This window comes from Hydrogenophaga intermedia, from assembly GCF_023715105.1.
Taxonomy (GTDB): domain Bacteria; phylum Pseudomonadota; class Gammaproteobacteria; order Burkholderiales; family Burkholderiaceae_C; genus Hydrogenophaga; species Hydrogenophaga intermedia_A.
On record NZ_JAMBNO010000007.1, the window covers coordinates 160015 to 186253 of the forward strand.

At 68.5% G+C, this 26239-nt stretch carries 29 protein-coding genes and 4 tRNA genes; 22 read left to right on the top strand and 11 right to left on the bottom strand.

Going from position 1 to position 26239, the window contains the following annotated elements; translation table 11 throughout:
- Positions 1 to 4: 4 nt before the first annotated feature.
- Positions 5 to 1630: an FMN-binding glutamate synthase family protein gene (locus M3149_RS08490; protein ID WP_251708875.1), complete on the bottom strand. Its 1626-nt coding sequence runs from the start codon at positions 1628 to 1630 to the stop codon at positions 5 to 7.
- 149 nt (positions 1631 to 1779) lie between these two features.
- Here M3149_RS08490 and M3149_RS08495 point away from each other — a divergent pair, with 149 nt between their 5' ends.
- Positions 1780 to 1983: a hypothetical protein gene (locus M3149_RS08495; protein ID WP_251708876.1), complete on the top strand. Its 204-nt coding sequence runs from the start codon at positions 1780 to 1782 to the stop codon at positions 1981 to 1983.
- Positions 1984 to 2047: 64 nt separating this feature from the next.
- Positions 2048 to 2839 (top strand): UPF0149 family protein, encoded by a 792-nt coding sequence (locus tag M3149_RS08500; protein ID WP_251708877.1) that lies wholly within the window; start codon positions 2048 to 2050, stop codon positions 2837 to 2839.
- Positions 2840 to 2857: 18 nt separating this feature from the next.
- On the opposite strand, the gene M3149_RS08505 is transcribed toward M3149_RS08500, so the two are convergent.
- The 3 genes from M3149_RS08505 to M3149_RS08515 all read right to left on the bottom strand — a co-directional run bounded on the left by M3149_RS08505 (position 2858) and on the right by M3149_RS08515 (position 4910).
- Complete coding sequence (locus M3149_RS08505; RefSeq protein ID WP_251708878.1) at positions 2858 to 3523, bottom strand: glutathione S-transferase family protein; 666 nt, start codon at positions 3521 to 3523, stop codon at positions 2858 to 2860.
- An 11-nt stretch (positions 3524 to 3534) separates the two neighbouring features.
- Entirely contained in the window at positions 3535 to 3954 is a 420-nt protein-coding gene (locus tag M3149_RS08510) for a DUF3597 domain-containing protein (RefSeq protein ID WP_251708879.1), read from the bottom strand.
- A 65-nt stretch (positions 3955 to 4019) separates the two neighbouring features.
- A complete protein-coding gene (locus tag M3149_RS08515) occupies positions 4020 to 4910 on the bottom strand; it encodes a LysR family transcriptional regulator (RefSeq protein WP_251708880.1) in 891 nt (296 codons plus the stop codon).
- A gap of 89 nt (positions 4911 to 4999) precedes the next feature.
- Between M3149_RS08515 and M3149_RS08520 the strand changes: the two genes are divergently transcribed.
- Positions 5000 to 6160, top strand: coding sequence for an Acg family FMN-binding oxidoreductase (locus tag M3149_RS08520; RefSeq protein ID WP_251708881.1), 1161 nt, complete (start codon positions 5000 to 5002; stop codon positions 6158 to 6160).
- Positions 6161 to 6172: 12 nt separating this feature from the next.
- Here the strand turns inward: M3149_RS08520 and M3149_RS08525 are convergent, their stop codons facing one another.
- The 3 genes from M3149_RS08525 to M3149_RS08535 are packed head-to-tail and all read right to left on the bottom strand — an operon-like array spanning position 6173 to position 8331.
- A complete protein-coding gene (locus tag M3149_RS08525; RefSeq protein ID WP_251708882.1) occupies positions 6173 to 7318 on the bottom strand; it encodes a DNA alkylation repair protein in 1146 nt (381 codons plus the stop codon).
- 10 nt (positions 7319 to 7328) lie between these two features.
- Entirely contained in the window at positions 7329 to 7817 is a 489-nt protein-coding gene (locus tag M3149_RS08530; RefSeq protein ID WP_251708883.1) for a CinA family protein, read from the bottom strand.
- 7 nt (positions 7818 to 7824) lie between these two features.
- A complete protein-coding gene (locus tag M3149_RS08535; protein ID WP_251708884.1) occupies positions 7825 to 8331 on the bottom strand; it encodes a phosphatidylglycerophosphatase A family protein in 507 nt (168 codons plus the stop codon).
- Positions 8332 to 8392: 61 nt separating this feature from the next.
- Here M3149_RS08535 and M3149_RS08540 point away from each other — a divergent pair, with 61 nt between their 5' ends.
- Positions 8393 to 9958, top strand: a complete 1566-nt coding sequence (locus M3149_RS08540; RefSeq protein ID WP_251708885.1) for a hypothetical protein — start codon at positions 8393 to 8395, stop codon at positions 9956 to 9958.
- Here M3149_RS08540 and thiL read toward each other — a convergent pair.
- The 3 genes from thiL to apaG are packed head-to-tail and all read right to left on the bottom strand — an operon-like array spanning position 9943 to position 13311.
- On the bottom strand, positions 9943 to 10908 hold the full coding sequence (gene thiL, locus M3149_RS08545; protein ID WP_251708886.1) for a thiamine-phosphate kinase: 966 nt from the start codon (positions 10906 to 10908) through the stop codon (positions 9943 to 9945). The two genes, M3149_RS08540 and thiL, sit on opposite strands and share 16 nt — an antisense overlap.
- Positions 10901 to 12886, bottom strand: coding sequence for a site-specific recombinase (locus tag M3149_RS08550; RefSeq protein WP_251708887.1), 1986 nt, complete (start codon positions 12884 to 12886; stop codon positions 10901 to 10903). The genes thiL and M3149_RS08550 overlap by 8 nt, the downstream gene beginning before the upstream one ends.
- A 23-nt stretch (positions 12887 to 12909) precedes the next feature.
- Positions 12910 to 13311 carry a Co2+/Mg2+ efflux protein ApaG gene (gene apaG, locus M3149_RS08555; protein WP_251708888.1) on the bottom strand — a complete coding sequence of 134 codons (402 nt, stop codon included), beginning with the start codon at positions 13309 to 13311 and terminating at the stop codon, positions 12910 to 12912.
- A 67-nt stretch (positions 13312 to 13378) separates the two neighbouring features.
- On the opposite strand from apaG, the gene rpe reads away from it, so the two are divergent.
- Both rpe and M3149_RS08565 read left to right on the top strand, forming a co-directional pair.
- Complete coding sequence (rpe, locus tag M3149_RS08560; RefSeq protein ID WP_251708889.1) at positions 13379 to 14056, top strand: ribulose-phosphate 3-epimerase; 678 nt, start codon at positions 13379 to 13381, stop codon at positions 14054 to 14056.
- Positions 14053 to 14724, top strand: coding sequence for a phosphoglycolate phosphatase (locus M3149_RS08565; RefSeq protein WP_353056807.1), 672 nt, complete (start codon positions 14053 to 14055; stop codon positions 14722 to 14724). The genes rpe and M3149_RS08565 overlap by 4 nt, the downstream gene beginning before the upstream one ends.
- A gap of 21 nt (positions 14725 to 14745) precedes the next feature.
- Here M3149_RS08565 and M3149_RS08570 read toward each other — a convergent pair whose 3' ends face one another.
- On the bottom strand, positions 14746 to 15342 hold the full coding sequence (locus tag M3149_RS08570) for a chalcone isomerase family protein (protein WP_435370732.1): 597 nt from the start codon (positions 15340 to 15342) through the stop codon (positions 14746 to 14748).
- Positions 15343 to 15734: 392 nt separating this feature from the next.
- Between M3149_RS08570 and trpE the strand changes: the two genes are divergently transcribed.
- The 16 genes from trpE (at position 15735) to rplA (ending at position 26201) form a co-directional block, all read left to right on the top strand.
- Entirely contained in the window at positions 15735 to 17234 is a 1500-nt protein-coding gene (trpE, locus tag M3149_RS08575) for an anthranilate synthase component I (protein WP_251708890.1), read from the top strand.
- Positions 17231 to 17824, top strand: a complete 594-nt coding sequence (locus M3149_RS08580; protein ID WP_251708891.1) for an anthranilate synthase component II — start codon at positions 17231 to 17233, stop codon at positions 17822 to 17824. The genes trpE and M3149_RS08580 overlap by 4 nt, the downstream gene beginning before the upstream one ends.
- Complete coding sequence (ltaE, locus tag M3149_RS08585; RefSeq protein ID WP_251708892.1) at positions 17821 to 18894, top strand: low-specificity L-threonine aldolase; 1074 nt, start codon at positions 17821 to 17823, stop codon at positions 18892 to 18894. Before M3149_RS08580 ends, ltaE begins: the two co-directional genes overlap by 4 nt.
- A 13-nt stretch (positions 18895 to 18907) precedes the next feature.
- Positions 18908 to 19552, top strand: coding sequence for a LysE family translocator (locus M3149_RS08590; protein ID WP_251708893.1), 645 nt, complete (start codon positions 18908 to 18910; stop codon positions 19550 to 19552).
- Between the two features lie 10 nt (positions 19553 to 19562).
- Positions 19563 to 20612 carry an anthranilate phosphoribosyltransferase gene (trpD, locus tag M3149_RS08595; protein WP_251708894.1) on the top strand — a complete coding sequence of 350 codons (1050 nt, stop codon included), beginning with the start codon at positions 19563 to 19565 and terminating at the stop codon, positions 20610 to 20612.
- A 10-nt stretch (positions 20613 to 20622) separates the two neighbouring features.
- Positions 20623 to 21423, top strand: a complete 801-nt coding sequence (gene trpC, locus M3149_RS08600) for an indole-3-glycerol phosphate synthase TrpC (RefSeq protein ID WP_251708895.1) — start codon at positions 20623 to 20625, stop codon at positions 21421 to 21423.
- A complete protein-coding gene (locus tag M3149_RS08605; RefSeq protein ID WP_251708896.1) occupies positions 21420 to 22109 on the top strand; it encodes a uracil-DNA glycosylase in 690 nt (229 codons plus the stop codon). The genes trpC and M3149_RS08605 overlap by 4 nt, the downstream gene beginning before the upstream one ends.
- A 63-nt stretch (positions 22110 to 22172) precedes the next feature.
- Positions 22173 to 22258 (top strand) — tRNA-Tyr (locus M3149_RS08610).
- Between the two features lie 40 nt (positions 22259 to 22298).
- Positions 22299 to 22372 (top strand) — tRNA-Gly (locus tag M3149_RS08615).
- Positions 22373 to 22426: 54 nt separating this feature from the next.
- Positions 22427 to 22501 (top strand) — tRNA-Thr (locus M3149_RS08620).
- A gap of 46 nt (positions 22502 to 22547) precedes the next feature.
- On the top strand, positions 22548 to 23738 hold the full coding sequence (gene tuf / locus M3149_RS08625) for an elongation factor Tu (protein WP_251708356.1): 1191 nt from the start codon (positions 22548 to 22550) through the stop codon (positions 23736 to 23738).
- Between the two features lie 33 nt (positions 23739 to 23771).
- Positions 23772 to 23847 (top strand) — tRNA-Trp (locus M3149_RS08630).
- 146 nt (positions 23848 to 23993) lie between these two features.
- Entirely contained in the window at positions 23994 to 24377 is a 384-nt protein-coding gene (secE, locus tag M3149_RS08635; protein ID WP_251708897.1) for a preprotein translocase subunit SecE, read from the top strand.
- A gap of 4 nt (positions 24378 to 24381) precedes the next feature.
- Positions 24382 to 24957 (top strand): transcription termination/antitermination protein NusG, encoded by a 576-nt coding sequence (gene nusG, locus M3149_RS08640; protein WP_251708898.1) that lies wholly within the window; start codon positions 24382 to 24384, stop codon positions 24955 to 24957.
- Positions 24958 to 25070: 113 nt separating this feature from the next.
- Positions 25071 to 25502 carry a 50S ribosomal protein L11 gene (gene rplK / locus M3149_RS08645; protein WP_009516208.1) on the top strand — a complete coding sequence of 144 codons (432 nt, stop codon included), beginning with the start codon at positions 25071 to 25073 and terminating at the stop codon, positions 25500 to 25502.
- A complete protein-coding gene (gene rplA, locus M3149_RS08650; protein ID WP_251708899.1) occupies positions 25503 to 26201 on the top strand; it encodes a 50S ribosomal protein L1 in 699 nt (232 codons plus the stop codon). It abuts the gene before it with no gap.
- Positions 26202 to 26239: the final 38 nt, after the last annotated feature.

Below are 26239 nucleotides of genomic sequence, written 5' to 3' on the forward strand. Positions count from 1 at the left end.
CGCCTCAGGGCGCGATCGAGAAACTCTCGGCGCGCGCGCGCCGCCACCAGGTGGTGAACACCGCGTGCTCGCCGTCCACGTCGTCGTCGAGCAGCGCGCCGGGCGCGGTGGTCGGTAGCAGGTTGGCCAGCAGGCGCACCTCGTTGTCGCTCACGCGGCGCACCAGGTGGTGTGCGCTGATGTCGCGCGGGTGCTGCAGGCCCGCGGCCTGCACCAGTTCCTTCAAGGCCTTGAGCGTGTTCTGGTGGAAGCGCCACACGCGCTCGGCCTTGTCGGGCACCACCAGCGCCTGCTGGCGCAGCGGGTCCTGCGTGGTCACGCCGGTGGGGCACTGGCCGGTGTGGCAGTGCTGCGCCTGGATGCAGCCAAGCGCGAACATGAAGCCGCGCGCGCTGTTGCACCAGTCGGCGCCGATGGCGATGGCGCGTGCGATGTCGAACGCGCTCACCACCTTGCCGGCACAGCCGATGCGGATGCGATCGCGCAGGTTCACGCCGACCAGCGTGTTGTGCACCAGGCGCAGGCCCTCCTGCAGCGGCGCGCCCACGTGGTCGGTGAACTCCAGCGGGGCCGCGCCGGTGCCACCTTCGGCGCCATCGACCACGATGAAGTCGGGCGTGATGCTAGTCTGCAGCATGGCCTTGACGATGGCAAACCACTCCCACGGGTGGCCGATGCACAGCTTGAAGCCGACCGGCTTGCCGCCCGAGAGCGCGCGCAGCTTCGCGATGAAGTCCAGCATCTCCAGCGGGGTGGCAAACGCGCTGTGCGCGGCCGGCGAGATGCAGTCCACGCCCTCGGGCACGCCACGCGCGGCCGCGATCTCGGCCGTCACCTTGGCGCCTGGCAGCACGCCACCGTGGCCCGGCTTGGCGCCCTGGCTGAGCTTGAGCTCGATCATCTTCACCTGCGGATCGGTTGCGTTCGCGGCGAATTTCTCTTCGCTGAAGGTGCCGTCGTCGTTGCGGCAGCCGAAGTAGCCCGAGCCGATCTCCCAGATCAGGTCACCGCCGTGCAGGCGGTGCCAGGCCGAGATGGAACCTTCGCCGGTGTCGTGCGCGAAGCGACCGCGCGCGGCACCCGCGTTGAGCGCCTGGATGGCGTTGGCCGAGAGCGCGCCGAAGCTCATGGCCGAAATGTTGAACACGCTCGCCTCATAGGGCTGCGTGCAGTCTGGCCCGCCGATGCGCACGCGGAAATCGTGCGTGGCCAGCGCGCTCGGCGCGATCGAGTGGTTGATCCACTCGTGGCCGTTGTCCTTCATGTCCAGTTGCGAGCCGAACGGGCGTTTGTCGGTCTCGCCTTTGGCGCGCGCATACACCAGGCTGCGCTGGCTGCGCGAGAACGGTTGCGCCTCGGTGTCGCTCTCGATGAAGTACTGGCGGATCTCGGGGCGCACGTACTCGAGCATGAAGCGCAGGTGTCCGATCACCGGGTAGTTGCGCAGCACCGAGCTGCGTGTCTGGCGCAAGTCCCAGGCGCCAAGCGCGCTGAGCGCGGCAAACACCAGGAACCAGAAACCCCCGATGCCGAAGGCGACCAGCGTGAACAGGCTCAGCAACGCCGCCACCGCGCAGAAGGCGAGAACGGTATAGCGGACGGGATAGACGGCGTTGAGGCGATCAAGCATCGGTGGGTGTCGGACAGGCGGTGCGAAATGCTGCATGAGCATTATTGGCGAGGGTGTTGTACAGGCGAACAATGGCCTCACACCACCCACCGCGCGGGGCAGGCAGCGCGGACCGGGCCTCGACTCGCCTGCCATGCAAGGAGTCCGCAATGTTCCCCATCCTGATGGACGAACCCGATGCGATGAAGGTGGCGCCGCGTGCCTGGCAGTTGCTGCAGGACGCCTGGCGCGGCGCGCAGGCCGCACCGCGCGAGGCCACCGGCACACCACACGAACCCGTGTCGCCCGCGCCCACCGCACTGGCCTCGCTGGCTTTCGGGGCTGCCGAAGCCGACTCGCGCCTGCACCACTGACGCGCGGCACGGGCGGCACGCGGCTACACTGCCGGCCTTTTGCGGCCCGCAGGCCGCCCGCCCCATGAGCCCAGAAACCGACGTGCCGCTCAGCGGTGCCGAATTCGACGAACTCGACGCGCTGCTCGATGAGCTGCGCAAGCGCGATGAGGAAGTGCCCGAGTGGGAGTTCCTCGAAGGCGCCATGGCCGCCTTGGTCTGCACCCGCCGACCGGTGGCGCCCGCCGAGTGGTTGCCGCTGCTGCTGGGCACCGCCGACCTGCCCACGCTGCCCCAGGATGGCGGTACCCATTTCCCGAACACCGCGGCCTACGAGCGCTTCATGGCCCTGTGGCAGCGGCGCGAGGCGGAAGTCCGCCAGGCACTGACCACCGAGGTGGAGGCGCTCGACGACGAACGCAGCTACCACCCCGAGGTGATGGACGTGCGCGGCGCGCTCGCTGCGCTGCCCGAGGCCGAGCGCCCGCCCGCCGATCTGCCGGTGCCCTCGTACGGCCAGGTGTGGGCACTGGGTTTTCTGTTCGTTGTGGAGCAGTGGGACGAGGAGTGGGCGCTGCCGCGCGATCGCGAGACCGCGCAGTGGATCGAGGACGCGCTGGACAGCATCGACGTGCTCACGCAGGACGACAAGGGCAAGCCCGCGGTCAACCTGCACGACGAGCAGTCAACCCCCAGCGTGAGCGAGCAGCGCCTCGATGACTTCGCGGCCGCAATCTGGGCGGTGTACGACCTGCATCGCATCTGGCACAGCCTGGGCCCGCGCGTGGCGCCGCTGCGCCAGGCGGCCACCCCGGGCCGCAACGACCCGTGCTGGTGCGGCAGCGGCAAGAAGTTCAAGAAGTGCCACGGCGCCTGAGGCGCGCAGCATCTCGCTTCAACCAGGGATCTCGAACGGCCCGCCCTTGTCGAGCGCGCGCTGGTAGGCCGGGCGGCCGTGAATGCGCTCCAGCCATGCCATCAGGCGCGGCCGGCTGGCATCCAGTCCGGCGCGCGCCGCCGCCGCTTCGATCGGGAAGCTCATCTGCACATCGGCCGCACTGAAGGCCTTGCCCGCGAACCACGGGCCCTCGGCCAGTTCGGCCTCCAGAAAATCCAGGTGTTGCCGCAGGTTGGGCGTGATCAGCAGCTTCTTCACCTGTGCCGAGATGCCCTTGGCCACCGGGCGTACCAGCAGCGGCGACTTCTTCTCGATCTCGTCGAACACCAGCTTGAGCAGCAACGGCGGCATCAGCGAGCCCTCGGCGTAGTGCAGCCAGTAGCGGTAGCGCAGGAACGCAGGGGTGTCCGGTGAAGGGCGAAGCTGCGGCCCGTGGCGCTCCACCAGCGTCTCGATGATCGCGCCCGACTCGGCCAGCACCAGCGGGCCGTCGGTGACCACCGGCGACTTGCCCAACGGGTGCACCTTCTTGAGCTCGGGCGGCGCCAGCATGGTCTTGCGGTCGCGCTCGTAGCGCACGATCTCGTAAGGCACGCCGAGTTCTTCGAGCAGCCAGAGCACGCGCTGTGAGCGCGAGTGGTTCAGGTGGTGGACGCGGATCATGGGGTGTTGTCTCAATCCAGCAATTCCTTGGGTATGTTGCCGCCGTTGGCCGCGATGTGGGCGAGCACGTTCTTGTGCAGCCACACGTTCATCTTCGCCGAGTCGTTCATGAGCTCGTCCGGGCAGTAGAGCTCCTTGGCCAGTTCCTTGCGCGCCTGCAGGCTGCTGTCCATGTCGAGCAGCTTGAGCAGGTCGACGATGGACGTGCGCCAGTTCAGCTTCTGCGGGTTGGCCTTGGCCTTCGCTTCCATCAGGGCCACGACGTCGACCATGGCGATGGGGTTGACGACGGGTGCGGCCGGTGCGCTCGCGGGGGCCGCAGCGCTGGCGGGCGCGGGTGCCGCCGTTGGGGCCGGTGCAGTGGCCGCCGGCGTGGCGGCTTCTGCTTTGGACAGGCCCAGCTTGTCGAGGATAGTGCTGAAGAAACCCATGGTCATCTCCCGTTGGCGTTGAAGGGCCAGCCAGTATAGGAGCGGGGTGTGACGCGTGGGTGATTTCAGGCCAGGGCCTCGGGCAGTGCCGCAGCGAGGGCGTCCCACACGGTGCGGATGCGCGGGTTGCTGCGGATCTCTCGGTGCACCGCGAGCCACATCGGCAGCGGCGGGATCGGCAGCGCGGTGAGCAGCGGCACCAACTCGGGGTGGTGGCGCGCCATGTAGTGCGGCAGAAAGCCCACGCCGGCGCCGGCGAGTACCAGCGCGTGGTAGGCGATGAGGTCGTCGGTGCGCAGCGCGAACTGCTCGCGCGCGAGCCGGTAGCCCATGCCGGCGAAGCCGCGCACGATGTCCGTCTGGCGGTCGTTGCCGATCAGCTCGTGCTGCAGCAGGTCGGCCGGCTGGCGTGGCGTGCCGCGGCGGCGCAGGTAGTCGCGGTGCGCGTAGGCGCCAATGGTCACCTGACCCAGCTTGCGGCTCACCAGCGAGCCCTGCTCCGGGCGCACCATGCGGATCGCGATGTCGGCCTCGCGCTGCAGCAGGTTGCTCACCGCGTTGCTCACCACCAGCTCGATCTGGATCTGCGGCTGCTGCGCGCGCAGCTGCGCCAGCAGCGGCGGCAGCAGCAGGCAGGCCACGGGCTGGCTCGCGCTCAGCCGCACCGAACCCGGTGCACTGCGCTGCGCGCCGCTGGCCTGTCGCGCGAGCTGGTCGGCCGCGGTGGCCATGCCGCGCGCGGCGTCGGCCAGGCGCAGCGCGTCGGGCGTGGGCAGCAGGCCGCGGCCGGTGCGCTCGAACAGCGTGAGTCCAAGTTGCTGCTCCAGCTCGGCAATGTGCCGGCCCAGCGTGGGCTGGTGCATGCCCAGCGCGCGCGCTGCGCCCATCAGGCTGCCCTGGTCCAGCGCCGCCAGGAAGGAGCGGATCAGCGTCCAGTTGAAGCCCGTCTCATTCATTTCTGCATGGCTGGTGTTTGCGGTTCGTCAATTGTGGATGGGGGCACGCGTTCCCACAATGACCCCATCGCCACCCACCGGAGCCCACCATGAACCGCCGTTCCTTCCTTCGCATCGCTGGCGGGGGTGTCATCACCGCCGCCACCGCCACCACCATCGCCGGGTGCAGCAGCGCGCTGCCCGATGCCGCCATCGCCGCCTGGCGCGGCCCGGGCGACGAGCCCGACGTGCGACGCTGGATCCTCGCGCACGCCATCCTTGCGCCGCATTCGCACAACCTGCAGAGCTGGCTGGTGGACCTGTCGGTGCCCGACCAGATCACGCTGCGCATCGATCGCACGCGCCTGCTGCCCGAGACCGACCCGTTCTCGCGCCAGATGCTGATGAGCCAGGGCACCTTCCTCGAGCTGCTGGACCAGGCGGCGCGCGAGAAGGGCCTGCGCGCCGAGATCGCGCTGTTTCCTGAAGGCGTGTTCGGCCCCACCACGCTGGACGACCGGCCGACCGCGCGCATCCGCCTCGTGCCCGACGCCGCGGTGGCGCGCGATCCGCTGTTCGCGCAGGTGTTCCGGCGCCACACCAACCGCGAGGCGTACGAACCGCGTGTGCCATCGCCCGACGCACTGCGGGCGATTGCTGCCAGCACAGCCGCTTATCCCATGCGCACCGGCTTCGTCACCAGCGCAGACGCCGAAGCCATCGAGCACCAGCGCCGCATCGCGCGCGAGGCCTGGCGCATCGAGCTCACCACGCCACGCACCGTGCTCGAATCGTTCAAGGTGTTGCGCGTGGGCCCGCGCGAAATCGCCGAGCACCGCGACGGCATCTCGCTCAACGATCCGATGGTGCGCCTGCTGGTGGCCACTGGCCTGTTCGACCGCAGCGTGGCGCCCGGGCCCGACGACACGGCCACCACCGGGCAGATCGACGACTTCAACGCGAAGATCGCTGCCACATCGGCCTTCTACTGGCTGGTCAGCGAAGGCAATGACCGCATCACGCAGGTCAATGCCGGTCGTGCCTGGGTGCGTGCACAGTTGGCGGCCACGGCGCAGGGCCTGGCGATGCAGCCGATCTCGCAGGCCCTGCAGGAGTACCCCGAAATGGCCGCGCCATACCGCGAGATCCATGAGCGTCTGGGCGCATCGGCACCGCGCCACACGGTGCAGATGTGGGCGCGGCTCGGGTACGGGCCGTCCATCGGGCCGGCACCGCGCCGCGGTGTGGCCGCGCACGTGATGAAGGCCTGACGAAGGCGCGGATCAGGTGACGAGGTCGAACGCGGCCTCGGCCACCGCCACGCCGTTGACGAGCAGCTCCACCCGGTGGCGTCCGGGATACAGGCGCCGCGTGGTCACCTCGCGCAACGAGTGCGTCTTGCGCAGGGTGCGAACCTCGTCCTGTGCGAGTTCAAGCTTCCAGCCCTTGAACACCTTGGGCGATGTGCTGCCGTTGGCCTTGACGTGGTGCACCGCGTAGTCCACCACCAGAGTCTGCTTGTGCCGCGCGCGGGCGTGCAGCACGGCCTCGATGACCACCGCGCCACCCACCGCCACGCGCGCGGGCGCGACGGTGACCGTGGCCTCGCCCGCGAAACCGCGAGACAACCCCCAGGCCGCGAGCGTGTCCTCGTGGCCTGCCTTGATGAGGCTGCGACTGGCGTGGCGCAGCAGCGCCTCGCGCTGTGCGTTCGCCCCCACGCGGTGTTCGCGCACCCAGCCGGCCACCAGCGCTGGGTGGTCTTTGGCGATGTCGTTGAGGTGGTTGGCCACGCTGCGGCGCACGTAGGCACTGGGGTCGTCCTGCAGCACGCGCAGCAGAGGCAGGGTGGGTGCCGGGTCGACCACCAGCAACTGCAGGCGCAGGCCCCAGGGCAGGCGCGGGCGGCTGCCTTCGCTGGCCAGGCGCCTCACGTGCGCGCTCGGGTCCTGTGCCCAGCGCTGCAGCACCGGCCAGACCACGTCGGGTTGCTGCGCGATGAAGGGGCGGATCGCGAACTCGCCGGTGAAGCGCTGCGTGATCGCGTGCAGGCAGGCCAGGGCGCGTTGCGGTGCGGGCTGGCCGTGCCGTGCCACCCATTCGCCGGTGCCCCACAGCGCCCAGCCCGCGATGCCTTGCGGGTGCAGCGCGCCTTGCAGGCCCACCGGCTCGCCGTCGGCGTCGAGTGCCAACGGCGGCGCCAGCGCGGTCTCGATGACGCCGCAGGCGCGGTCGAAGTCATCGGGCAGGGTGGCCTGCAGCGCGTCGGCCCAGCGCAGCGCGCGCGCCTTGAACTCGAGTGCGTCCAGGCCATCGCACACCAGCGCTTCGAAGCGCGCCGCATCGAAGCCGCGCCAGGCGCGGCGCAGGTGCTGCGCCGCGTGTCGCGCAGTGCCGGCGTTGATGAAATTCTTGAACGGTTCGGCCACGACGTGCGGGTCAGGGCAGGCGCTGCAGCAGCCCGCCCAGTGCGTGCACCACGCTGGCGCGGCGCACCGCTGCGCGGTCGCCATTGAAGCGCTGGCGTTCGGTGAAGATCCCGGCCGGCGTGCACCAGCCGAACCAGACCGTGCCCACCGGCTTGTCGGGCGTGCCGCCCGTGGGCCCGGCCACACCCGTCACGGCCACCGCGCAGCGCGCGCCCGAGCGCTCCACCGCGCCCACGGCCATGGCGCGCGCCACCGGCTCGCTCACCGCCCCATGGTCGTCGATGAGCGCGGCGTCCACGCCCAGCAACTCCGTCTTGGCGCGGTTGGAATAGGTCACGAAGCCGCGCTCGAACCAGTCGCTCGAGCCGCTGAGTTCGGTGCAGGCGCCCGCGATGAGGCCACCGGTGCAGCTCTCGGCGCTGGCCATCATCCAGCCCCGCTCGCGCAGGCGTTGCGCCAGTTGGCCGATCAGCGCGAGCAGTGCAGGGTCCATCGTCATCGATGCCTCAGAAACGCCAGAGCGCGATCACCAGCAAGGTGCACAGCGCGGCGGCGAAGTCGTCGAGCAGGATGCCGAAGCCGCCGCGTGGGCCGAAGCCCTTGAACGTGCGGTCGGCCCAGGCCATGGGGCCCAGCTTGACCGCATCGAACAGGCGGAACAGCGCGAATGCAGCGAGTTGGCCCCAGAAGCCGCTCGGCGCAATGAGCCAGAGCACGAGCCAAAACGCGACCACCTCGTCCCACACGATGTGGCCCGAATCGGCCACCCCCAGGTGCTGCGCGGTGACGGTGCAGGCCCACCAGCCCACCAGCGTGGCGCTGGCGATCAGCAGGCCCCAGGCCTCGTGCGGCAACAGCGGCTGCAGCACCAGCCAGGCCACCCAGGCCCACAGCGTGCCCGCGGTGCCGGGCGCCACACTGGAAAGACCGGCGCCCGCGCCCAGCGCGATGAAATGCGCCGGGTGCGCGAACAGGAATCGCCAGTTGGGGGAGACAAGCGGGGCGGAAGCCATTGCCGGATCATAGGGGGCGCTCGATACTGCCGGGGGCCTGTGCCCAGGCAGGGAGTTCACCATGAACACCGGAGCCATCCTCACCGCGCTGATGCTCGGCGTGCTGCTGTCGGCGGTGGCATCGTGGGGGGTGGCCACGCGCTACCGGCGTCGCATGCTGGCGCTGATGCGCTCCTCGCCCGCCCCGCGCATCGACGCCGCGGACGGGCCGCTGCCCGCGCCGTCGCGGGCCACGCGCCGTACGGTGCTGCCCGATGCCGCAGCGCTGCGTGCGGCCGAAGGCCGGCAGTTGGTGGTGCTGGCCGCGGTGGGCCTGCTCATCGGCCTGAGCCACAGCATGCTGGCGCTGTTGTTCCTCTACGGCGAAGGCCTGCTCTCGCCCGGCCGCGCCGTCACCCTGGGTCTGGTCTATGCGTGGCCGCTGGTGCTCACCTGGGGGTTGGCGCGCCGCTGGTCCTGGGCACGCACCTGGGTGGCGGTGGGCGTGTACCTGCTGCTCATGCTGTTGTTGGTGCAGTGGCGTTCCATCGAACCGCGGCCGCTGGCCAGCACCGCCGGCTGGCTGGCCGGGCTGGTGCTGATCCCGACCGCGGTCACGCTGCTCATCGGCGCCAGCCCGCGCATCCGCGCCATCGCGCCGTACCTGCTGCCGCTGGGCCTGCTGCTGGCGGCTGGCACCATCGGCATCCAGCTCTGGCAGCTCGACGGTGTGAAGGATCCACCCGCGTGGGTGATCGCGCTGGTGCAGATGCTGGGCGTGTGGCCGGCGCTGCTGGTGATCGCGCTGCTGCCCTGGGTCGCGCTGGCCTGGCCGGCGTGGTGGCTGGCGCGTGCGCTGGCGCAGGCTTACCGCCGCAAGCGTTTTTCGGACCTGGGTTATCTGGTGGCCGCGTACTGGGCGGTGGTGCTCGCGGCCAGTGCGCTGCCCTCGCTGCAGGGCGTGGGCTGGATCGGGCTGGTGACCTTGTTGCCCTGGTTGTGGCTGCCGCTGGCGCAATGGGCACTGCGCGGCTGGCTCGCGCCACGCGTGCCACCGCCCACCCTGCTGGTGCTGCGCGTGTTCCAGCAGGACGCGGCCGTGCAGACCCTGTTCGACCGGGTGATCGAACGCTGGCGCCTCCTTGGCAACACCTTGCTCATCGCCGGCACCGACCTGCTCAGCCGCACGATCGACCCCGATGACGTGTTCACCTTCCTCGACGGGCGTCTCCACGAGCGTTTCGTCGCCGGCGACGCCGACCTGGCCGGGCGCGCACGCGCCTTCGATCTCGACCCCGACCCCGACGGCCGCTACCGCGTCAACGAGTGCTACTGCCACGACAACACCTGGCAGGCGGCGCTGGCCGTGCTGGTGCAACGCGCGGACACCGTGCTGATGGATCTGCGCGGCTTCCAGGCCCGCAACGCCGGCTGCCGCCACGAGCTCGGCGTGCTTGCGCGCGCCGCGCACCTGCAGCGCGTGGTGGTGCTGGTGGACGAGCGGACCGACCGCGCCACCGCCGAGGCCGACGCCGCCGAGGCCCCCGCGGGGCGCTTCTTGTGGGTGAGCGCGCGACGCCTGGGTGGGCGTCAAGCTGGCGAGGTGCTGCGCGCGTTGGTGGCTGAATCGCCTCAGTCCGCGAAATGATCAAAGCCACGCACTGTCGCGTGGATCGCCTGGCCCTGCGCGTCCCGCACGTGCAAGCCTTGCTCCAAGGTGAGCCGCCCAATGCGTGTGACGGCCACACCCGCCATGCGGCCAGCGGCCAGCACCGCGTCGTGCGCGGCGGCCTCCGCGGTGAACAGCAGTTCGTAGTCGTCGCCCCCGGCGAGCAGGCAGTCGCGCTGGTGTTCGGGCGCGAGCCCGCGCAGTGCAGGCGCCACCGGGATGCTGGAGAGATCGATCTCGGCGCCCAGGTGGCTGGCGCGCAGGATGTGGCCAAGGTCGCCGAGCAGGCCGTCGCTCACGTCCAGCGCGGCGTGCACGCCGGGTGTGGCGGCGAGCGCCTGGCCCAGCGCCAGCCGCGGGGTGGGGCGGTCCATGCGGTCGGCCACGGCGGCCACATCGCCCGTGGCCCATGCCTCGCCGCGGCGCAGCGCCAGCGCCAGCCGCGCTTCGCCGGTACAGCCGCTGAGCCAGAGTTCGTCGCCGGCGTGCGCGGCGTCGCGGCGCAGCGCACGGCCGGGCCGCACCTCCCCGAACACGGTGATGCACAGGTTGAGCGGGCCGCGCGTGGTGTCGCCGCCCACCAGCGGGCAGCCGTGTGCATCGGCCAGCGCGAACAGGCCGCGTGCGAAGGCAGCGAGCCACGCGTCGTCAGCCACGGGCAGCGCGAGCGCGAGGGTGAAGCCCAGCGGACGCGCACCCATGGCCGCGAGGTCGGACAGGTTGACCGCAAGCGCCTTGTGGCCCAGCGTTTCGGGCTCGGCGCCGGCGAAGAAATGCCGGCCCTCGACCAGCATGTCGGTGCTGATGACGAGCTGGTGCCCGGGCGTCGGTTGCAGCAGCGCGCCGTCGTCGCCGACGCCCAGCACGACCGCGCTGTCGGGCAAGGATGGGCGCGTGAAATGGCGTGCGATGAGCTCGAACTCACCCATGGCCATCGGGCTGGGCCGCAGCCTCGGGCTGTGCGCGCGGGGGTCGCAGGAAGGACAGCGGTGCCGCCCGCAGGCGGCGGCGGATGGCCGCGCCGATGAGCTTGCGGTTGACGCTGCTGATGGCCTGCGCCTGCAGCGCCAGGCGGAACGCCAGGTAGAAGCTCACCGTGAGGTTGAGCGGGCCGATGAGCAGCACCGCGGCCGCCGCCCACCAGAAGTCGGGCTGGCGCAGCACCTCGGGTCCGAGCGCAAAGGCCGCGGCCGTGAGTTGCCCGGCCGAAAGCGTGACGTGGCGAACGTCCAGCCCGAGGCCGAAGAACTGCGCGAACACCGGCACCAGGCCAAGCATGAAACCCAGCGAGATGTTGGCCGCCAGGCCGGAGATGTTGGTGCGCAGCCAGGTCGCCCAGCGCGCGGCGCGCCCGCGCCCCAGGGTGTTCGTGAAACGCGGGTTGTTCGCGATCGCCGAGTCCAGCTTGTGCAGCACGAACCAGTTCTCGACCCAGCCCGCGATGATGCTGCTGGCAAACAGCAGCACGCCGGTGAAGGCGGCAAAGAAAAGCGTCGGCCCGAGCAGGTGCAGCTCGTGCAGCACGTGCATGGCCTTCTCGGGGCCGATCATGGCGCTGCCCCTCGCGAAGTACAGCAGGCTGCTGATGAGCAGCACCGTGGGCACCACCAAGCCGATGTTGCCGACGATGGCCGCGATCTGCGAACGGAACAGATGCGAGACCTCATCGACGAAACGGCGCACCGCACCGGTGGCCTTGATGTCCTTGAGCTTGGCCACCATGGCGGGGGCCGTGACGGCGGGCTGCTTGGTGGCCACCGTCCAGCGCAGCAGCATGATGAGCACGAAGCAGCTGGCGTAGTTGAGGCCGGCCGCGAAGCCGCCCCAGAACGCCGACAAGCCCAGGCCCACCAGCCCGAACTTGATCCAGGTGGTGAAGGCCAGCACGAAGCCGCCGCCCGCCGCCTTGCCCAGCATGGCGCGGTACTCGGCTGCGTTGCGGGTGATGTAGTGCTCGCCGCTCTCGGCGCTGCGCTCGGCCACCTTGGCCGCGGTGAGGTGCGAACTGCTCGCGATGAGCGCTCGCACGCTGCGGTTCTCGATACCCACCTGCGCAAGGTCGGCCAGCAGCGCGGCATTGGCGCGGCCCGATTCGTCGGCCTGCAGGCAGTCCAGCAATTGCTTGATGCGCACGATGCGCTCGCGCAACTGGCGCAGGCGAAACACGATGCCCACCGAGACGCCGTGCTCCTCCAGGTGGTGGTAGACGGTGTAGGCCGCCTGGCGGCAGGCGTCGAGCTGCTCGCGCAGGCGCTGCGCGGCTTGCGCTGCTTCCTCGCTGCGCGGTCCATGCACGCGCACCTCGCGCCGCAGCGCCTCGAAGGTGGTGGGCAGCTCGTGGAAAGGGCGCGCTGCGCGCGCCTCATCGGACATGCGGATGCGGATCTCGGACGCGAAGCCGGTGGCACTGACCTGGCTCACGCAACAGGTCAACGCGTCCATCAGCGCGTCGCTCCACACCGCACCGGCACGCTCGGGCAGCGAGTTGGCCAGCCGCTGCAACGTGGTCGAGTCCAGCGCCTTGATCCAGCGCACGTCGAACGGCGTGGGCAGCAGCAGCGTGTAGAGCTCGGCGAGATCGCGCGTCTCGGGAGTGCCAGGCAGCATCTTGCGCCGCAGCCGGTGGCCGAACTCGCTGAGGAAAGCGGTACGCGGCGCGAAGCCGAAGTCGGCCAGCAGCGGCGACAGATCCACCGTGCCGACGAAGGCGCGCAGCCAGCGGTGCCAGCGCTCCTTCAGCGCCGCGTCGGCTTCGATCGCATCCAGGAAGGCGCGCACGCGGGCCACGCTGGCGGCCACATCCGGCACGTCGCCGCGCACCCAGCTCAGCGCGTCCATCAGCCACAGGTGCCGCTCGGCCAGGGCGGCGTCGGGCGACAGCGTATCGAGCAGGCGCTGGAGATCCATGAACCCGTTTCCGGCCGGGTGGCTCAGTGCAGCACGCGAACCGGCGCGCCGCCGTTGCCGCTGCTCGCCGCGCGCAGTTCGAACCCGGGCACCTCGGCTTCGAAGCGCTCACCGTCTTCGGCCACGCAGAAGAAGCTGCCGCGCATGCTGCCCTGGGGTGTGCGCAGCCGCGTGCCGCTGGTGTACTGGAAGGATTCGCCCGGGCGCAGCAGCGGCTGGTGACCCACCACGCCCAGGCCCTTGACCTCCTCGGTGTGACCGTGCGCGTCCTCGATGATCCAGTGGCGCGCGATGAGCTGCGCCGTCACATCGCCAGCGTTGGTGATGGTGATGGTGTACGCGAAGGCGTAGAGGTCCTCCTCGGGGGCGGACTGCTCGCTGAGGTACTGCGGCTCGGCCTTGCAGGCGAAGAGGTACTTGGGCATGGCGGGATGTTACCTGTGGCCTGAGACAATGCGAGGTGATCGCCCAATGGCCACAGGCCTCGAAGACATGACCACCTTCCGCATCGCTCCGTCCATCCTTTCGGCCGATTTCGCCCGCCTGGGCGAGGAGGTCCGCCACGTTGTCGCCGCCGGCGCCGACTGGATCCATTTCGACGTGATGGATAACCATTACGTGCCCAACCTCACCTTCGGGCCCATGGTGTGCCAGGCGCTCAAGCCGCACGCGAAGAAGCCCGACGGCACGCCGGTGCCGATCGACGTGCACCTGATGGTGCAACCGGTGGATGCGCTCGCGCAGGCCTTCGCCGATGCCGGCGCCGACCTGATCAGCTTTCACCCCGATGCGAGCACCCACGTGCACCGCAGCGTGCAGGCGATCAAGGCCCGTGGCGTGAAGGCCGGCCTCACCTTCAACCCCGCGGCGCCGCTGGACGTGCTCGACTGGCTGATCGACGACATCGACCTGATCCTGATCATGAGCGTCAACCCCGGCTTCGGCGGCCAGGGTTTCATCGACTCGGCGCTGCGCAAGATCGAGCTGGCCCGAAAGCGCATCGAGGCCAGCGGGCGCGACATCCGCCTGGAAGTCGATGGCGGCATCAAGCCCGACAACATCCGCCGCGTGGCCGACGCGGGGGCCGACACCTTCGTGGCTGGCAGCGCCATCTTCGGCAAGCCCGACTACAAGGCCGTGATCGACCAGATGCGCGTGGCGCTGAAGTGATCGCAAACATTCAGGCGGTCATCGTCGACCTCGACGGCACGATGGTCGACACGCTGGGCGATTTCGACGCAGCGCTCAACGCCACCTTGCGTGAACTGCACCGACCTGCGGTGACGCGCGCCGACATCGAGCGCATGGTGGGCAAGGGTTCGATGCACCTGATCCGCACCGCCTTGCAGCACGGCGGGCTCGACGCCGCGGCAGCCGCTGCCCTGCTCGACACGGCGTGGGCGCGCTACCAGGCGCACTACCGCGCCATCAATGGTGCACACAGCATGGTCTACCCCGGCGTCGCCAGCGGGCTGGCGGCGTTACGCGCGCGTGGCCTGACGCTGGCCTGCCTGACCAACAAGCCGCTGGCCTTTGCGCGCGAGCTCCTGCAGGCCAAAGGGCTGGCGGGGCATTTCGCGCATGTTTTCGGCGGCGACAGCTTCGAGCGGCAGAAGCCCGACCCGTTGCCTCTGCGCAAGACCTGCGAGGCGCTGGGCACCCCCGCGGCAGTTACCTTGATGGTGGGCGACTCGCAGAACGACGGCCTGGCCGCGCGCGCGGCCGGCTGCCCGGTGGTGCTCGTGACCTACGGCTACAACCACGGCGAGCCGATCGATCGCGCGCCGCACGACCGCCTGATCGGCTCGCTGGCTGAACTCGACGCGCTCATCGCCTGAGCGCGCGGCTGGCCCGGCGCCTCAGGGCTGCTTCTTCACGCCCAGCAAGGCATCCTTCAACTGCCAGTCGGCCGGCTTGGGGCCGAGCCAGATGCGCATCAGCGCGTTGAAGAACTCGGGCTCCTTGAACGGCTCGCCCTCGACCTTGCCGCGGATGGTGAGCACCGTGCCTGTACCGGGCACCCAGTCGATGTGGAAGGTGTCGCCCTTGTTGAGCTTCTTGTAGTCGGCAAAGATCTGGCTCATGCGCAGCACGCCCGGGATCAGCTTGGAGAACGCGGCGCGCTCCATGTTGTCTTCCATGCCGCGAGAAAACAGCTTGCCGAGCTCGCCAGCGTCGATGTCGCGCAGCATGGTGATGGTCATGCGTTTGGGGCCATTGGCGGACAGCACACCATCGGTGGTGGCGGCCTTCGCGGTGAGATAGAGCCCGGCCGTGTAGACCTGGAACACCGCCTTGTAGCGCACGCCCGCGCCGTTGAGCACCAGCGGGCTGCCCGACAGGGTGATGCGGTCTTCCAGCGGCACGCCGGCCACGTCCACGGTGGCTGCACGCGCCGGCATGAAGGCAAGAAAAACGCTGGCCAGGGCCAGCGCACGCACGAGCTTCAACTGCATGGCTACCTCAAAAAGTGAACGATCGTTCGATTTTTCGATTGTCCCAGCCTGACCCGCGGCCGGACAGCGGGTTTCGCACTAGAACGAAAGCTTGGCCGCGTGACCGGATGCACGCCGCATGGCGTTTTCGATGCCTTTGCTATAGTGCGCGCACCATGTTTCGTCCCTGCACGCTCACCCACGGCCTGCTGCCGCGCCACTTCGGCGGGGGAGCCTGGCCCTGGCGCAAGCCAGCCTGAACGTGCAACTCCCCCTTGCGGGCCACGGCTGAACCCTGCGTTCGGCCCCACGCCCGCCCAGAGCCGCCGGCAACCCGCCTTGCCGGCCCGACAGGAACCCCGGCCGCGTCACCCCACCCCGAACCGCCGCGGCCCCGGACGGATGGACAGAACATGATCACGGAACTGGAATTCAAGAGCCTGGCCCAGCAGGGCTACAACCGCATCCCGTTGATGCTCGAGGCCTTCGCCGACCTCGAGACCCCGCTCTCCCTCTACCTCAAGCTCGCCCACGGCCGTGGCGACGGTCGCCACAGCTTCTTGCTCGAATCGGTGGTGGGTGGCGAGCGCTTCGGCCGCTACAGCTTCATCGGCTTGCCCGCGCGCACGCTGCTGCGCGCCAGCGGCTTCGGCGCCGACGCGAAAACCGAGGTGGTGCGCGACGGAGACGTCATCGAGACGGCACACGGCAACCCGCTCGACTTCATCGCCGCCTACCAGCAGCGCTTCAAGGTCGCGCTGCGTCCCGGCCTGCCGCGCTTTTGCGGTGGCCTGGCCGGCTATTTCGGCTACGACGCGGTGCGCCACATCGAGAAAAAGCTCGTGCACAGCTGCCCGCCCGACACCCTGGGCTGCCCCGACATCCTCCTGCTGCAGTGCGAGGAGCTCGCGGTCATCGACAACCTCTCGGGCAAGCTCTACCTCATCGTCTACGCCGACCCGGGCCAGCCCGAAGCCTTCACCAACGCGAAGAAGCGCCTGCGTGAACTCAAGGAGGCACTCAAGTACTCGGTGAGCGCGCCGCAGGTGAAGGCCACGCAGGCCTACCCGGCCGAACGCGGCTTTGCCAAGGCCGACTACCTGGCCGCTGTGGAGCGCGCCAAGGAGCTCATCGCGGCCGGTGACTTCATGCAGGTCCAGGTGGGTCAGCGCATCCAGAAGCGCTACACCGAGTCCCCGCTGTCGCTCTACCGCGCGCTGCGTTCGCTCAACCCCTCGCCGTACATGTATTACTACCACTTCGGCGACTTCCACGTGGTGGGGGCGAGCCCGGAGATCCTGGTGCGCCAGGAGCACACGGACGAAGGGCAGAAGGTGACGATCCGTCCGCTGGCGGGCACCCGACCCCGCGGCGCCACGCCCGAGAAGGACAAGGCCACCGAGTCCGAGCTGGTCAACGATCCCAAGGAGCGCGCCGAGCACGTGATGCTGATCGACCTGGCGCGCAACGACATCGGCCGCATTGCCAAGACCGGCAGCGTGAAGGTGACCGAGGCCTTTGCGGTGGAGCGCTACAGCCACGTGATGCACATCGTGAGCAACGTCGAGGGCATCCTCAACGAAGGCATGACCAACATGGACGTGCTCAAAGCCACCTTTCCGGCGGGCACGCTCACCGGTGCGCCCAAGGTGCACGCGATGGAGCTCATCGATCGGCTCGAACCCGTCAAGCGCGGCATCTATGGCGGTGCCTGCGGCTACCTCAGCTACGCGGGCGACATGGACGTGGCCATCGCCATCCGCACCGCCATCGTGAAGGACCAGACGCTCTACGTGCAGGCCGCTGCCGGGGTGGTGGCCGACTCGGTCCCCGAGATGGAGTGGAGGGAGACCGAGCACAAGGCGCGCGCGCTGCTGCGTGCGGCCGAACTGGTCGAGGAGGGGCTGGAATGAGCGGTATCAGGGTCCTCATGGTGGACAACTACGACTCGTTCACCTTCAACATCGTGCAGTACCTGGGCGAACTCGGGGCCGACGTGACCGTGGTGCGCAACGACGAGGTCACCGTGGACGAGCTGCAGGCGCGCCTGGACGCCGGCGGCATCGACCGCCTGGTGATCTCTCCCGGCCCGTGCTCGCCGGCCGAGGCGGGCATCTCGGTACCGGCCATCCGCCATTTCGCGGGCAAGCTGCCCATCCTCGGCGTGTGCCTGGGCCACCAGAGCATCGGCGCGGCCTTCGGTGGCACCATCGTGCGCGCGCAGCAGCTCATGCACGGCAAGACGAGCGAGATCACCACCACGCGGCGCGGCGTGTTCGCCGGCCTGCCCGCGCGTTTCACCGTCAACCGCTACCACTCGCTCGCGATCCGTCGCAGCGACTGCCCGGCCGACCTGGAGGTCACGGCCTGGACGGACGACGGCGAAATCATGGGCGTGAAGCACAGGACGCTCGCCATCGAGGGCGTGCAATTCCACCCTGAGAGCATCCTGACCGAGCACGGCCACGCGATGTTGCGCAACTTTCTGGAGCAGGCCGGATGAAAACGGTTGATTTGCGAAGCGACACCGTCACTCAACCCACGCCCGCCATGCGCGAGGCCATGATGGCCGCGCCGCTGGGCGATGACGTGTTCGGCGACGACCCGTCGGTCAATGCGCTGCAGGCGAAGATCGCTGCGCTCACCGGCAAGGAGGCGGCGCTGTTCATGAGCAGCGGCACGCAGAGCAATCTGTGCGGCATGATGGCCCACTGCGGCCGCGGTGACGAGTACATCGTGGGCCAGAACGCGCACACCTACCGCTACGAAGGCGGCGGCGCCGCGGTGCTGGGCAGCATCCAGCCGCAGCCGCTGGTGCAGGACGCGCAGGGCCGCATGCAGCTGGCCGATGTCGAAGCCGCAATCAAGCCCGACGACCCGCACTTCGCGCGCACGCGGCTGCTGTGCCTGGAGAACACCTGGAACGGGCACCCCATGCCCGCGGCCTACCTGGACGACATGACGGCGCTCGCGCGCCGCCGCGGCCTGGCATTGCACCTGGACGGCGCGCGCGTGTTCAACGCCGCCGTGGCCGATGCCGGCCCGGGTGGCGATGTGTTCGCTGCCCTGCGCGCCATCACCGACCGCTTCGACAGCGTGTCGGTGTGCTTCAGCAAGGGACTCGGTGCGCCCGTGGGTTCGGCGCTGTGCGGGCCGCGCGAACTCATCGAGCGCGCGCGGCGCTGGCGCAAGATGGTGGGCGGTGGCTTGCGCCAGGCCGGCCTGCTGGCGGCCGCCGCCTCGCACGCCCTGGACAACCACGTGTACCGACTGGCCGACGATCATGCGCTCGCGCAGCGGCTGGCGCAGGGCCTGGCCGGCATCGACGGCCTGCGCGTGCGCTCGGCGCAAACCAACATCGTGTTCGTCGACGTGGCCGATGGCCGTGGGCCGGACCTGCTTGCGCACCTGGAGCGCGATGGCGTGCTCGCCACCGGCCTGATCGGCCTGCGCTTCGTGACCCACCTTGGGGTGGACGCCGCTGGCATCGACCACGCGCTGGCCAGCGCGCGCCGATTCTTCGGGGGCGCCCACCAGACCGCCGCAGGCACGCGCGGTCACGCCGTCTACTGAGCCGCTGCCCGCCATGCCTGATTTGCCGCAACTGCTCCTGTTCATGGCGGCCGGCTGGCTGCTCAACCTCACGCCAGGGCCCGACGTGCTCTACATCGTGAGCCACGGCCTGCGCCACGGCGCGCGGGCCGGCATGGTGGCGGCGCTGGGCATCGTCAGCGGCTGCTTCGTGCATGTCTTCGCGGCCGCGGCGGGTCTGAGCGCGCTGCTCGCCACCTCGGCCACAGCGTTCACGGTGATCAAGTGGATCGGTGCCGCCTACCTGCTGTGGATGGGCGTGAAGTTGCTGTTCTCACGCGGCGGACGTCTCGACCTGAACGCCGCCCGTGCGACAGAAGCCGATCTGTGGCTGGTCTGGCGCCGCGGCTTCCTGACCAACGTGCTCAACCCCAAGGTGGCGCTGTTCTTCCTGGCCTTTGTGCCGCAATTCATCCGGCCGGACGCCGCACACCCGGCGCTGGCCTTCCTGTTGCTGGGCGTGCTGTTCAACGTCAATTCGCTGCCCATCAACCTGGGCTATGCCTGGCTCGCGGCCTGGGCCGCGCGGCGACTGCAGGTGCTTCAGGCCGCCATGGGCTGGATGGACCGCATCGCCGGCCTGATGTTCATCGGCTTCGGTCTGCGCCTGGCGCTGGCCGAGCACCCCACAAAACCCTGAGGAGACACCCATGGTCCAACGCGTTCACCACATCACGCCCCAAGAGGCGCTGCAGCGCACGATCGAGCACCGCGAGATCTTCCACGACGAGATGCTGCACCTCATGCGCCTCATCATGGGCGGCGAGATGTCGCCCGTGATGATGGCCGCGCTCATCACCGGCCTGCGCGTCAAGAAAGAAACCATCGGCGAGATCACCGCCGCCGCGCAGGTGATGCGCGAGTTTTCGACCAAGGTGCACGTGGCCGACAAGACCCACCTGGTCGACATCGTGGGCACCGGCGGCGACGGTTCGCACACCTTCAACATCTCCACCTGCAGCATGTTCGTGGCGGCCGCCGCCGGCGCGCGCGTGAGCAAGCATGGCGGGCGCAGCGTTTCCAGCAAGAGCGGCAGCGCCGACGTGCTGGAGAGCCTGGGCGTCAACATCAACCTCACGCCCGAGCAGATCGCGCGCTGCATCGAGCAGGTGGGCGTGGGCTTCATGTTCGCGCCCAACCACCACCCGGCCATGAAGAACGTGGCGCCGGTGCGGCGCGAGCTCGGCATCAAGACCATCTTCAACATCCTGGGCCCGCTGACCAACCCGGCCTCGGCGCCCAACATCCTCATGGGCGTGTTCCACCCCGACCTCGTCGGTATCCAGGTGCGCGCGCTGCAGCGCCTGGGCGCCGAGCACGCGGTGGTGGTCTATGGCCGCGACGGCATGGACGAGGTCTCGCTTGGCGCGGCCACCATGGTGGGCGAGTTGAAGAACGGCGAGATCGTCGAGTACGAGATCCACCCCGAGGACTTCGGCATGACCATGGCGGGCAGCCGCGCGCTGCGCGTGGAGACGCCCGAGGCCTCGCGCGAGATGCTGCTGGGTGTGCTTCAGTGCCGTGACGAGCCGGCGCTCAAGGCGGCGAGCGAGATCGTGGTGCTCAACGCCGGCGTGGCGCTGTATGCGGCCAACGTGGCGCCCGACATGGAGGCCGGCATCGCGCTGGCCCGGCGCACGCTCGAGTCGGGTGCGGCGCTGACCAAGCTGGAGCAGCTCAAGGCCTTCGTGGCCGCGTGAGGGGGCGGGCATGAGCGACATCCTCAACAAGATCGTGGCCACCAAGCGGGAAGAGGTGGCGGCCGCCAGGAAGAAAACGCCCCTGGAGGCGATGCGCGCCGACGCCGAAAGCCGCGTGCTGACCCGTGACTTCGTGGGAGCGCTGCGCGCGAAGATCGCTGCTGGCCAGGCCGCGGTGATTGCCGAGGTGAAGAAGGCCAGCCCCAGCAAAGGCGTGCTGCGCGAAGATTTCATCCCGGCCGACATTGCGCAGAGTTACGCCGAGGGCGACGGCAAGGTGAGCGCTGCCTGCCTGTCGGTGCTGACCGATCGCCAGTACTTCCAGGGCTCGGCCGACTACCTCAAGCAGGCGCGCGCGAGTTGCGATCTGCCGGTGTTGCGCAAGGACTTCCTGGTCGACCCCTATCAGGTCTATGAGGCGCGCGCCATGGGCGCCGACGCCATCTTGCTGATCGCCGCCTGCCTCGACGATGCGCAGATGGCCGAATTCGAGGCCATCGCGCGTGGGCTGGACATGGCTGTGCTGGTGGAAGTGCACGATCGCGACGAACTGCACCGTGCGCTCAAGCTGAAGACGCCGCTGGTGGGTGTGAACAACCGCAACCTGCGCACCTTCGAGGTGTCGCTCGCCACCACGCTCGATCTGCTGCCCGACCTGCCCGCCGATCGTTTGCTGATCACCGAATCCGGCATCCTTTCCCGCGCTGACGTGCAGACCATGCGTGCGGCCGGCGTCAACGCCTTCCTGGTCGGTGAGGCCTTCATGCGCGCCGAGGAGCCGGGACTCGCGCTCGCCGAGCTGTTCGCGTGAAGCTCGCGCATGCCGATCCGGCGCGCTGGCCGGTGGCGCCGGGCTGGGCGCCGACGGTCGATGCCTTCTTCGCCTCCTCCGATGGCCGATCGCTGACCGACTTCCTGGCCACGCGGCTGGCGCAGGGTGCCACCGTGTATCCGCCCGAGCCTTTGCGCGCGCTCACGCTCACGCCGCCCGAAACGGTGCGTGTGATCATCCTCGGGCAGGATCCGTACCACGGCCCCGGCCAGGCTGAGGGCCTGGCCTTCTCGGTCGCGCCCGGGGTGAGCTTCCCGCCCAGCCTGCGCAACATCCTCCTCGAGCGTCAGCGCGACCTCGGCCTGGCGCCGCCCCTGCACGGCTCTCTGGCGCACTGGGCAGCGCAGGGCGTGCTGTTGCTCAACACATGCTTGAGCGTGGAAGACGGTCAGCCAGCAAGCCATGCCGGCAAAGGTTGGGAAGTACTCACTGACGCCTTGATCGAGGTTGTCACAAGGAATCCATTGCCCAAAGCGTTTCTGCTCTGGGGCGCCCATGCCCAGAAGAAGGCGGCACGCATCGCCACCCCGCACCGTGTGTTCGCGGCCAATCACCCCTCACCGCTGTCGGCGCGACGCGGTCCGACGCCGTTTCTGGGGTGCGGGCACTTCGGCGCGGTCAACGACTGGCTGCGCGAGCAAGGGCGCGCGCCGATCGACTGGTAACGGCCTGCGTGGGGGCACTGGCGGCGGGTCACTTTTCCATGGCATAATCGCCGGCTGCGCTACGGAGGGGTGCCCGAGTGGCTAAAGGGGGCAGACTGTAAATCTGTTGGCTTACGCCTACGCTGGTTCGAATCCAGCCTCCTCCACCAAGCGCGATGAAGCGGCGATCCGAATGGCATGCCAGCCCGGGCGGGAGTAGTTCAATGGTAGAACCCCAGCCTTCCAAGCTGATGACGCGGGTTCGATTCCCGTCTCCCGCTCCATGCGGTCGGATGTTTGAAGTGTGAATTCAGGCGTCGGGCGTGGCCCGGCGCTTTGCCCATGTGGCTCAGTGGTAGAGCACTCCCTTGGTAAGGGAGAGGTCGCGGGTCCGATTCCCGCCATGGGCACCAGTTGCTTGATCGGTGTTTCGGCAATTTCGTATTTGGAGCTGAAGAAATGGCAAAAGAGAAATTCGAGCGGACCAAGCCGCACGTGAACGTGGGCACCATTGGTCACGTTGACCACGGCAAGACGACGCTGACGGCGGCGATCACGACGGTGCTGGCGACGAAGTTCGGCGGCCAGGCCAAGGCGTACGACCAGATCGACGCGGCTCCGGAAGAAAAAGCGCGTGGCATCACGATCAACACCGCGCACGTTGAGTACGAGACGGCCAACCGCCACTACGCGCACGTGGACTGCCCGGGCCACGCCGACTACGTCAAGAACATGATCACCGGTGCTGCCCAGATGGACGGTGCCATTCTGGTGTGCTCGGCCGCTGACGGCCCGATGCCGCAGACGCGCGAGCACATCCTGCTGGCGCGCCAGGTGGGCGTGCCCTACATCATCGTGTTCCTGAACAAGTGCGACATGGTGGACGATGCCGAGCTGCTCGAGCTCGTCGAGATGGAGGTGCGCGAGCTGCTCTCCAAGTACGAATTCCCGGGCGACGACACGCCGATCATCAAGGGCTCGGCCAAGCTGGCGCTCGAAGGCGACAAGGGCGATCTGGGCGAGCAGGCGATCATGCGCCTGGCCGATGCGCTGGACAGCTACATCCCCACGCCCGAGCGCGCGGTGGACGGTGCCTTCCTGATGCCGGTGGAAGATGTGTTCTCGATCTCGGGTCGCGGCACCGTGGTGACCGGCCGTATCGAGCGCGGCATCATCAAGGTTGGCGAGGAAATCGAGATTGTGGGCATTGCTGCCACGCAAAAGACCACCTGCACGGGCGTGGAGATGTTCCGCAAGCTGCTCGACCAGGGCCAGGCCGGTGACAACGTGGGTATCCTGCTGCGCGGCACCAAGCGCGAAGAAGTGCAGCGCGGCCAGGTGCTGTGCAAGCCCGGCTCGATCAAGCCGCACACGCACTTCACCGGTGAGGTGTACGTGCTGAGCAAGGACGAGGGCGGCCGTCACACGCCGTTCTTCAACAACTACCGCCCGCAGTTCTACTTCCGCACGACGGACGTGACGGGTGCGATCGAGCTGCCCAAGGACAAAGAGATGGTGATGCCGGGCGACAACGTCTCGATCACCGTCAAGCTGATCGCGCCGATCGCCATGGAAGAAGGCCTGCGCTTTGCCATCCGCGAAGGCGGCCGCACCGTCGGCGCCGGCGTCGTGGCCAAGATCATCGAGTAAGCGCCCCGGGAAACCAGGGCAACAGAGCCGCTTAGGGGTATAGCTCAATTGGCAGAGCGTCGGTCTCCAAAACCGAAGGTTGGGGGTTCGATTCCCTCTGCCCCTGCCACCTGACAGGAACCGCATCGCTCGATCAGTTCACCTGTTTCGTGGCACCACAAGCCCACCGAAGTCGCTCAAGACCTCTGGTGGGCTTGCGTGTCTCATGACCTTTGGTCCGGGACGCGCCGTTTTGTAATCATTGTCTGAATCCACATGGCCTCCTCCGACGTTCAAACCGTTTCCTCCGGCGCCGACAAAGCCAAGCTCGCCTTGGCCGTGGCGCTGGTCGTGGGCGGTTTCGTGGCCTTCTACCTGCTGGCCGGGCGCGGCGCGCTTGCGCAGTGGGGCGCGCTGGTCGCGGCCCTGGTCGTGGCGGTGGTCGTCTTTGCCGTTTCCGAGTCCGGCAAGCAACTGATCGCTTTCGGCCGCGATTCGTGGAAAGAGGTCAAGAAGGTGGTGTGGCCCGCCCGCAAGGAAGCCATCCAGATGACCGCCTACGTTTTCGTGTTCGTGGTGGTGATGGCCTTGTTCCTGTGGCTGACCGACAAGACCCTCGAATGGGTGTTCTACGACCTCATCCTGGGCTGGAGGAATTGATCCCATGACCGAGCAACAAACGCCCGCGGCACAAGCCGCTCCCGCCGAAGGCATGCGCTGGTATGTGGTGCATGCCTATTCGGGCATGGAAAAGGCGGCTGAGCGCAACATCATCGAGCGCATCAACCGCGCCGGCATGCAGGACAAGTTCGGCCGCATCCTCGTGCCCACTGAGGAGGTGGTCGAGGTCAAGAACGGCCAGAAGCGCACCACCGAGCGCAAGTTCTTCCCCGGCTACGTGCTGGTGGAGATGGTGATGGACGACGACACCTGGCACCTGATCAAGCACACCAACAAGGTGACGGGCTTCGTCGGTGGCGCCAAGAACCGTCCGGTGCCGATCTCGGAGGAAGACGTCCAGAAGATCGTCAGCCAGATGCAGGAAGGCACGGACAAGCCGCGCCACAAGGTCGAGTTCGTGGTCGGCGAGTACGTGCGCGTCAAGGAGGGCCCGTTCACCGACTTCAACGGCACGGTCGAGGAAGTCAACTACGAGAAGAACAAGATGCGCGTGTCCGTGACCATCTTCGGTCGTGCCACGCCCGTCGAACTCGAATTCAGCCAGGTCGAGAAGACCTGATCGTTTCCAGGCGCTGGCGGGTCGGCCCGACGCCAGCGCTGTTGTTCACACCGGGTCCCCAACCGCGAGGAGGTGGCATGAAACCCACCGTTTGCACTCGCAGGAGCTGAAAAATGGCGAAGAAAATCGTCGGCTTCATCAAGCTGCAAGTGCCAGCTGGTAAGGCCAACCCCTCCCCCCCGATCGGTCCGGCGCTGGGTCAGCGCGGCCTGAACATCATGGAGTTCTGCAAGGCGTTCAACGCCCAGACCCAGGGCGTCGAGCCCGGTCTGCCGCTGCCCGTGGTGATCACCGCCTTCGCGGACAAGAGCTTCACCTTCATCATCAAGACGCCCCCGGCGACCACCTTGATCAAGAAGGCCATCAAGCTCGACAAGGGCTCCTCGGTGCCCAACAAGAACAAGGTCGGCAAGATCACCCGGGCCCAGCTCGAGGAAATCGCCAAGACCAAGATGAAGGACATGACCGCTGCCGACATCGACGCAGCCGTCAAGACCATCGCCGGCTCTGCCCGTTCGATGGGTGTGATCGTGGAGGGCGTGTAAATGGCCAAGCTCACCAAAAAAGAGAAAGCCTTCGAAGGCAAGGTCGACAGCAACAAGCTGTACGCCCTGACCGAAGCGCTCAAGATCGTCAAGGAATGCGCGACCGCCAAGTTCGATGAATCCATCGACGTGGCGATCCAGCTCGGCGTGGACGCCAAGAAGTCCGATCAGGTGGTGCGTGGTGCCGTCGTGATGCCCAACGGCACCGGCAAGACCAAGCGCGTGGCCGTGTTCGCCCAGGGCGCCAAGGCCGAGGAAGCCAAGGCAGCCGGTGCCGACATCGTCGGCATGGACGACCTCGCCGCCGAGGTGAAAGCTGGCAACATCAACTTCGATGTGGTCATCGCCTCGCCCGACGCCATGCGCGTGGTCGGTACGCTGGGTCAGGTGCTCGGCCCCCGTGGCCTGATGCCCAACCCCAAGGTCGGCACCGTGACGCCCGACGTGGCGACCGCGGTGAAGAACGCCAAGGCCGGTCAGGTTCAGTTCCGCGTCGACAAGGCCGGCATCGTGCACGGCACCATCGGCCGCCGCTCGTTCGACGCCGAGAAGCTGCAGGGCAACCTGCTGGCGCTGCTCGATGCGCTGAACAAGGCCAAGCCGGCCACCAGCAAGGGTGTGTACCTGCGCAAGCTGGCCGTCTCGTCGACCATGGGTGTGGGCGTCCGCGTGGACACCCAGACCGTCTCGGCGACGTGATGGCATGAAGAATTCGGGCGACCTCGGTTGCCCGGGTG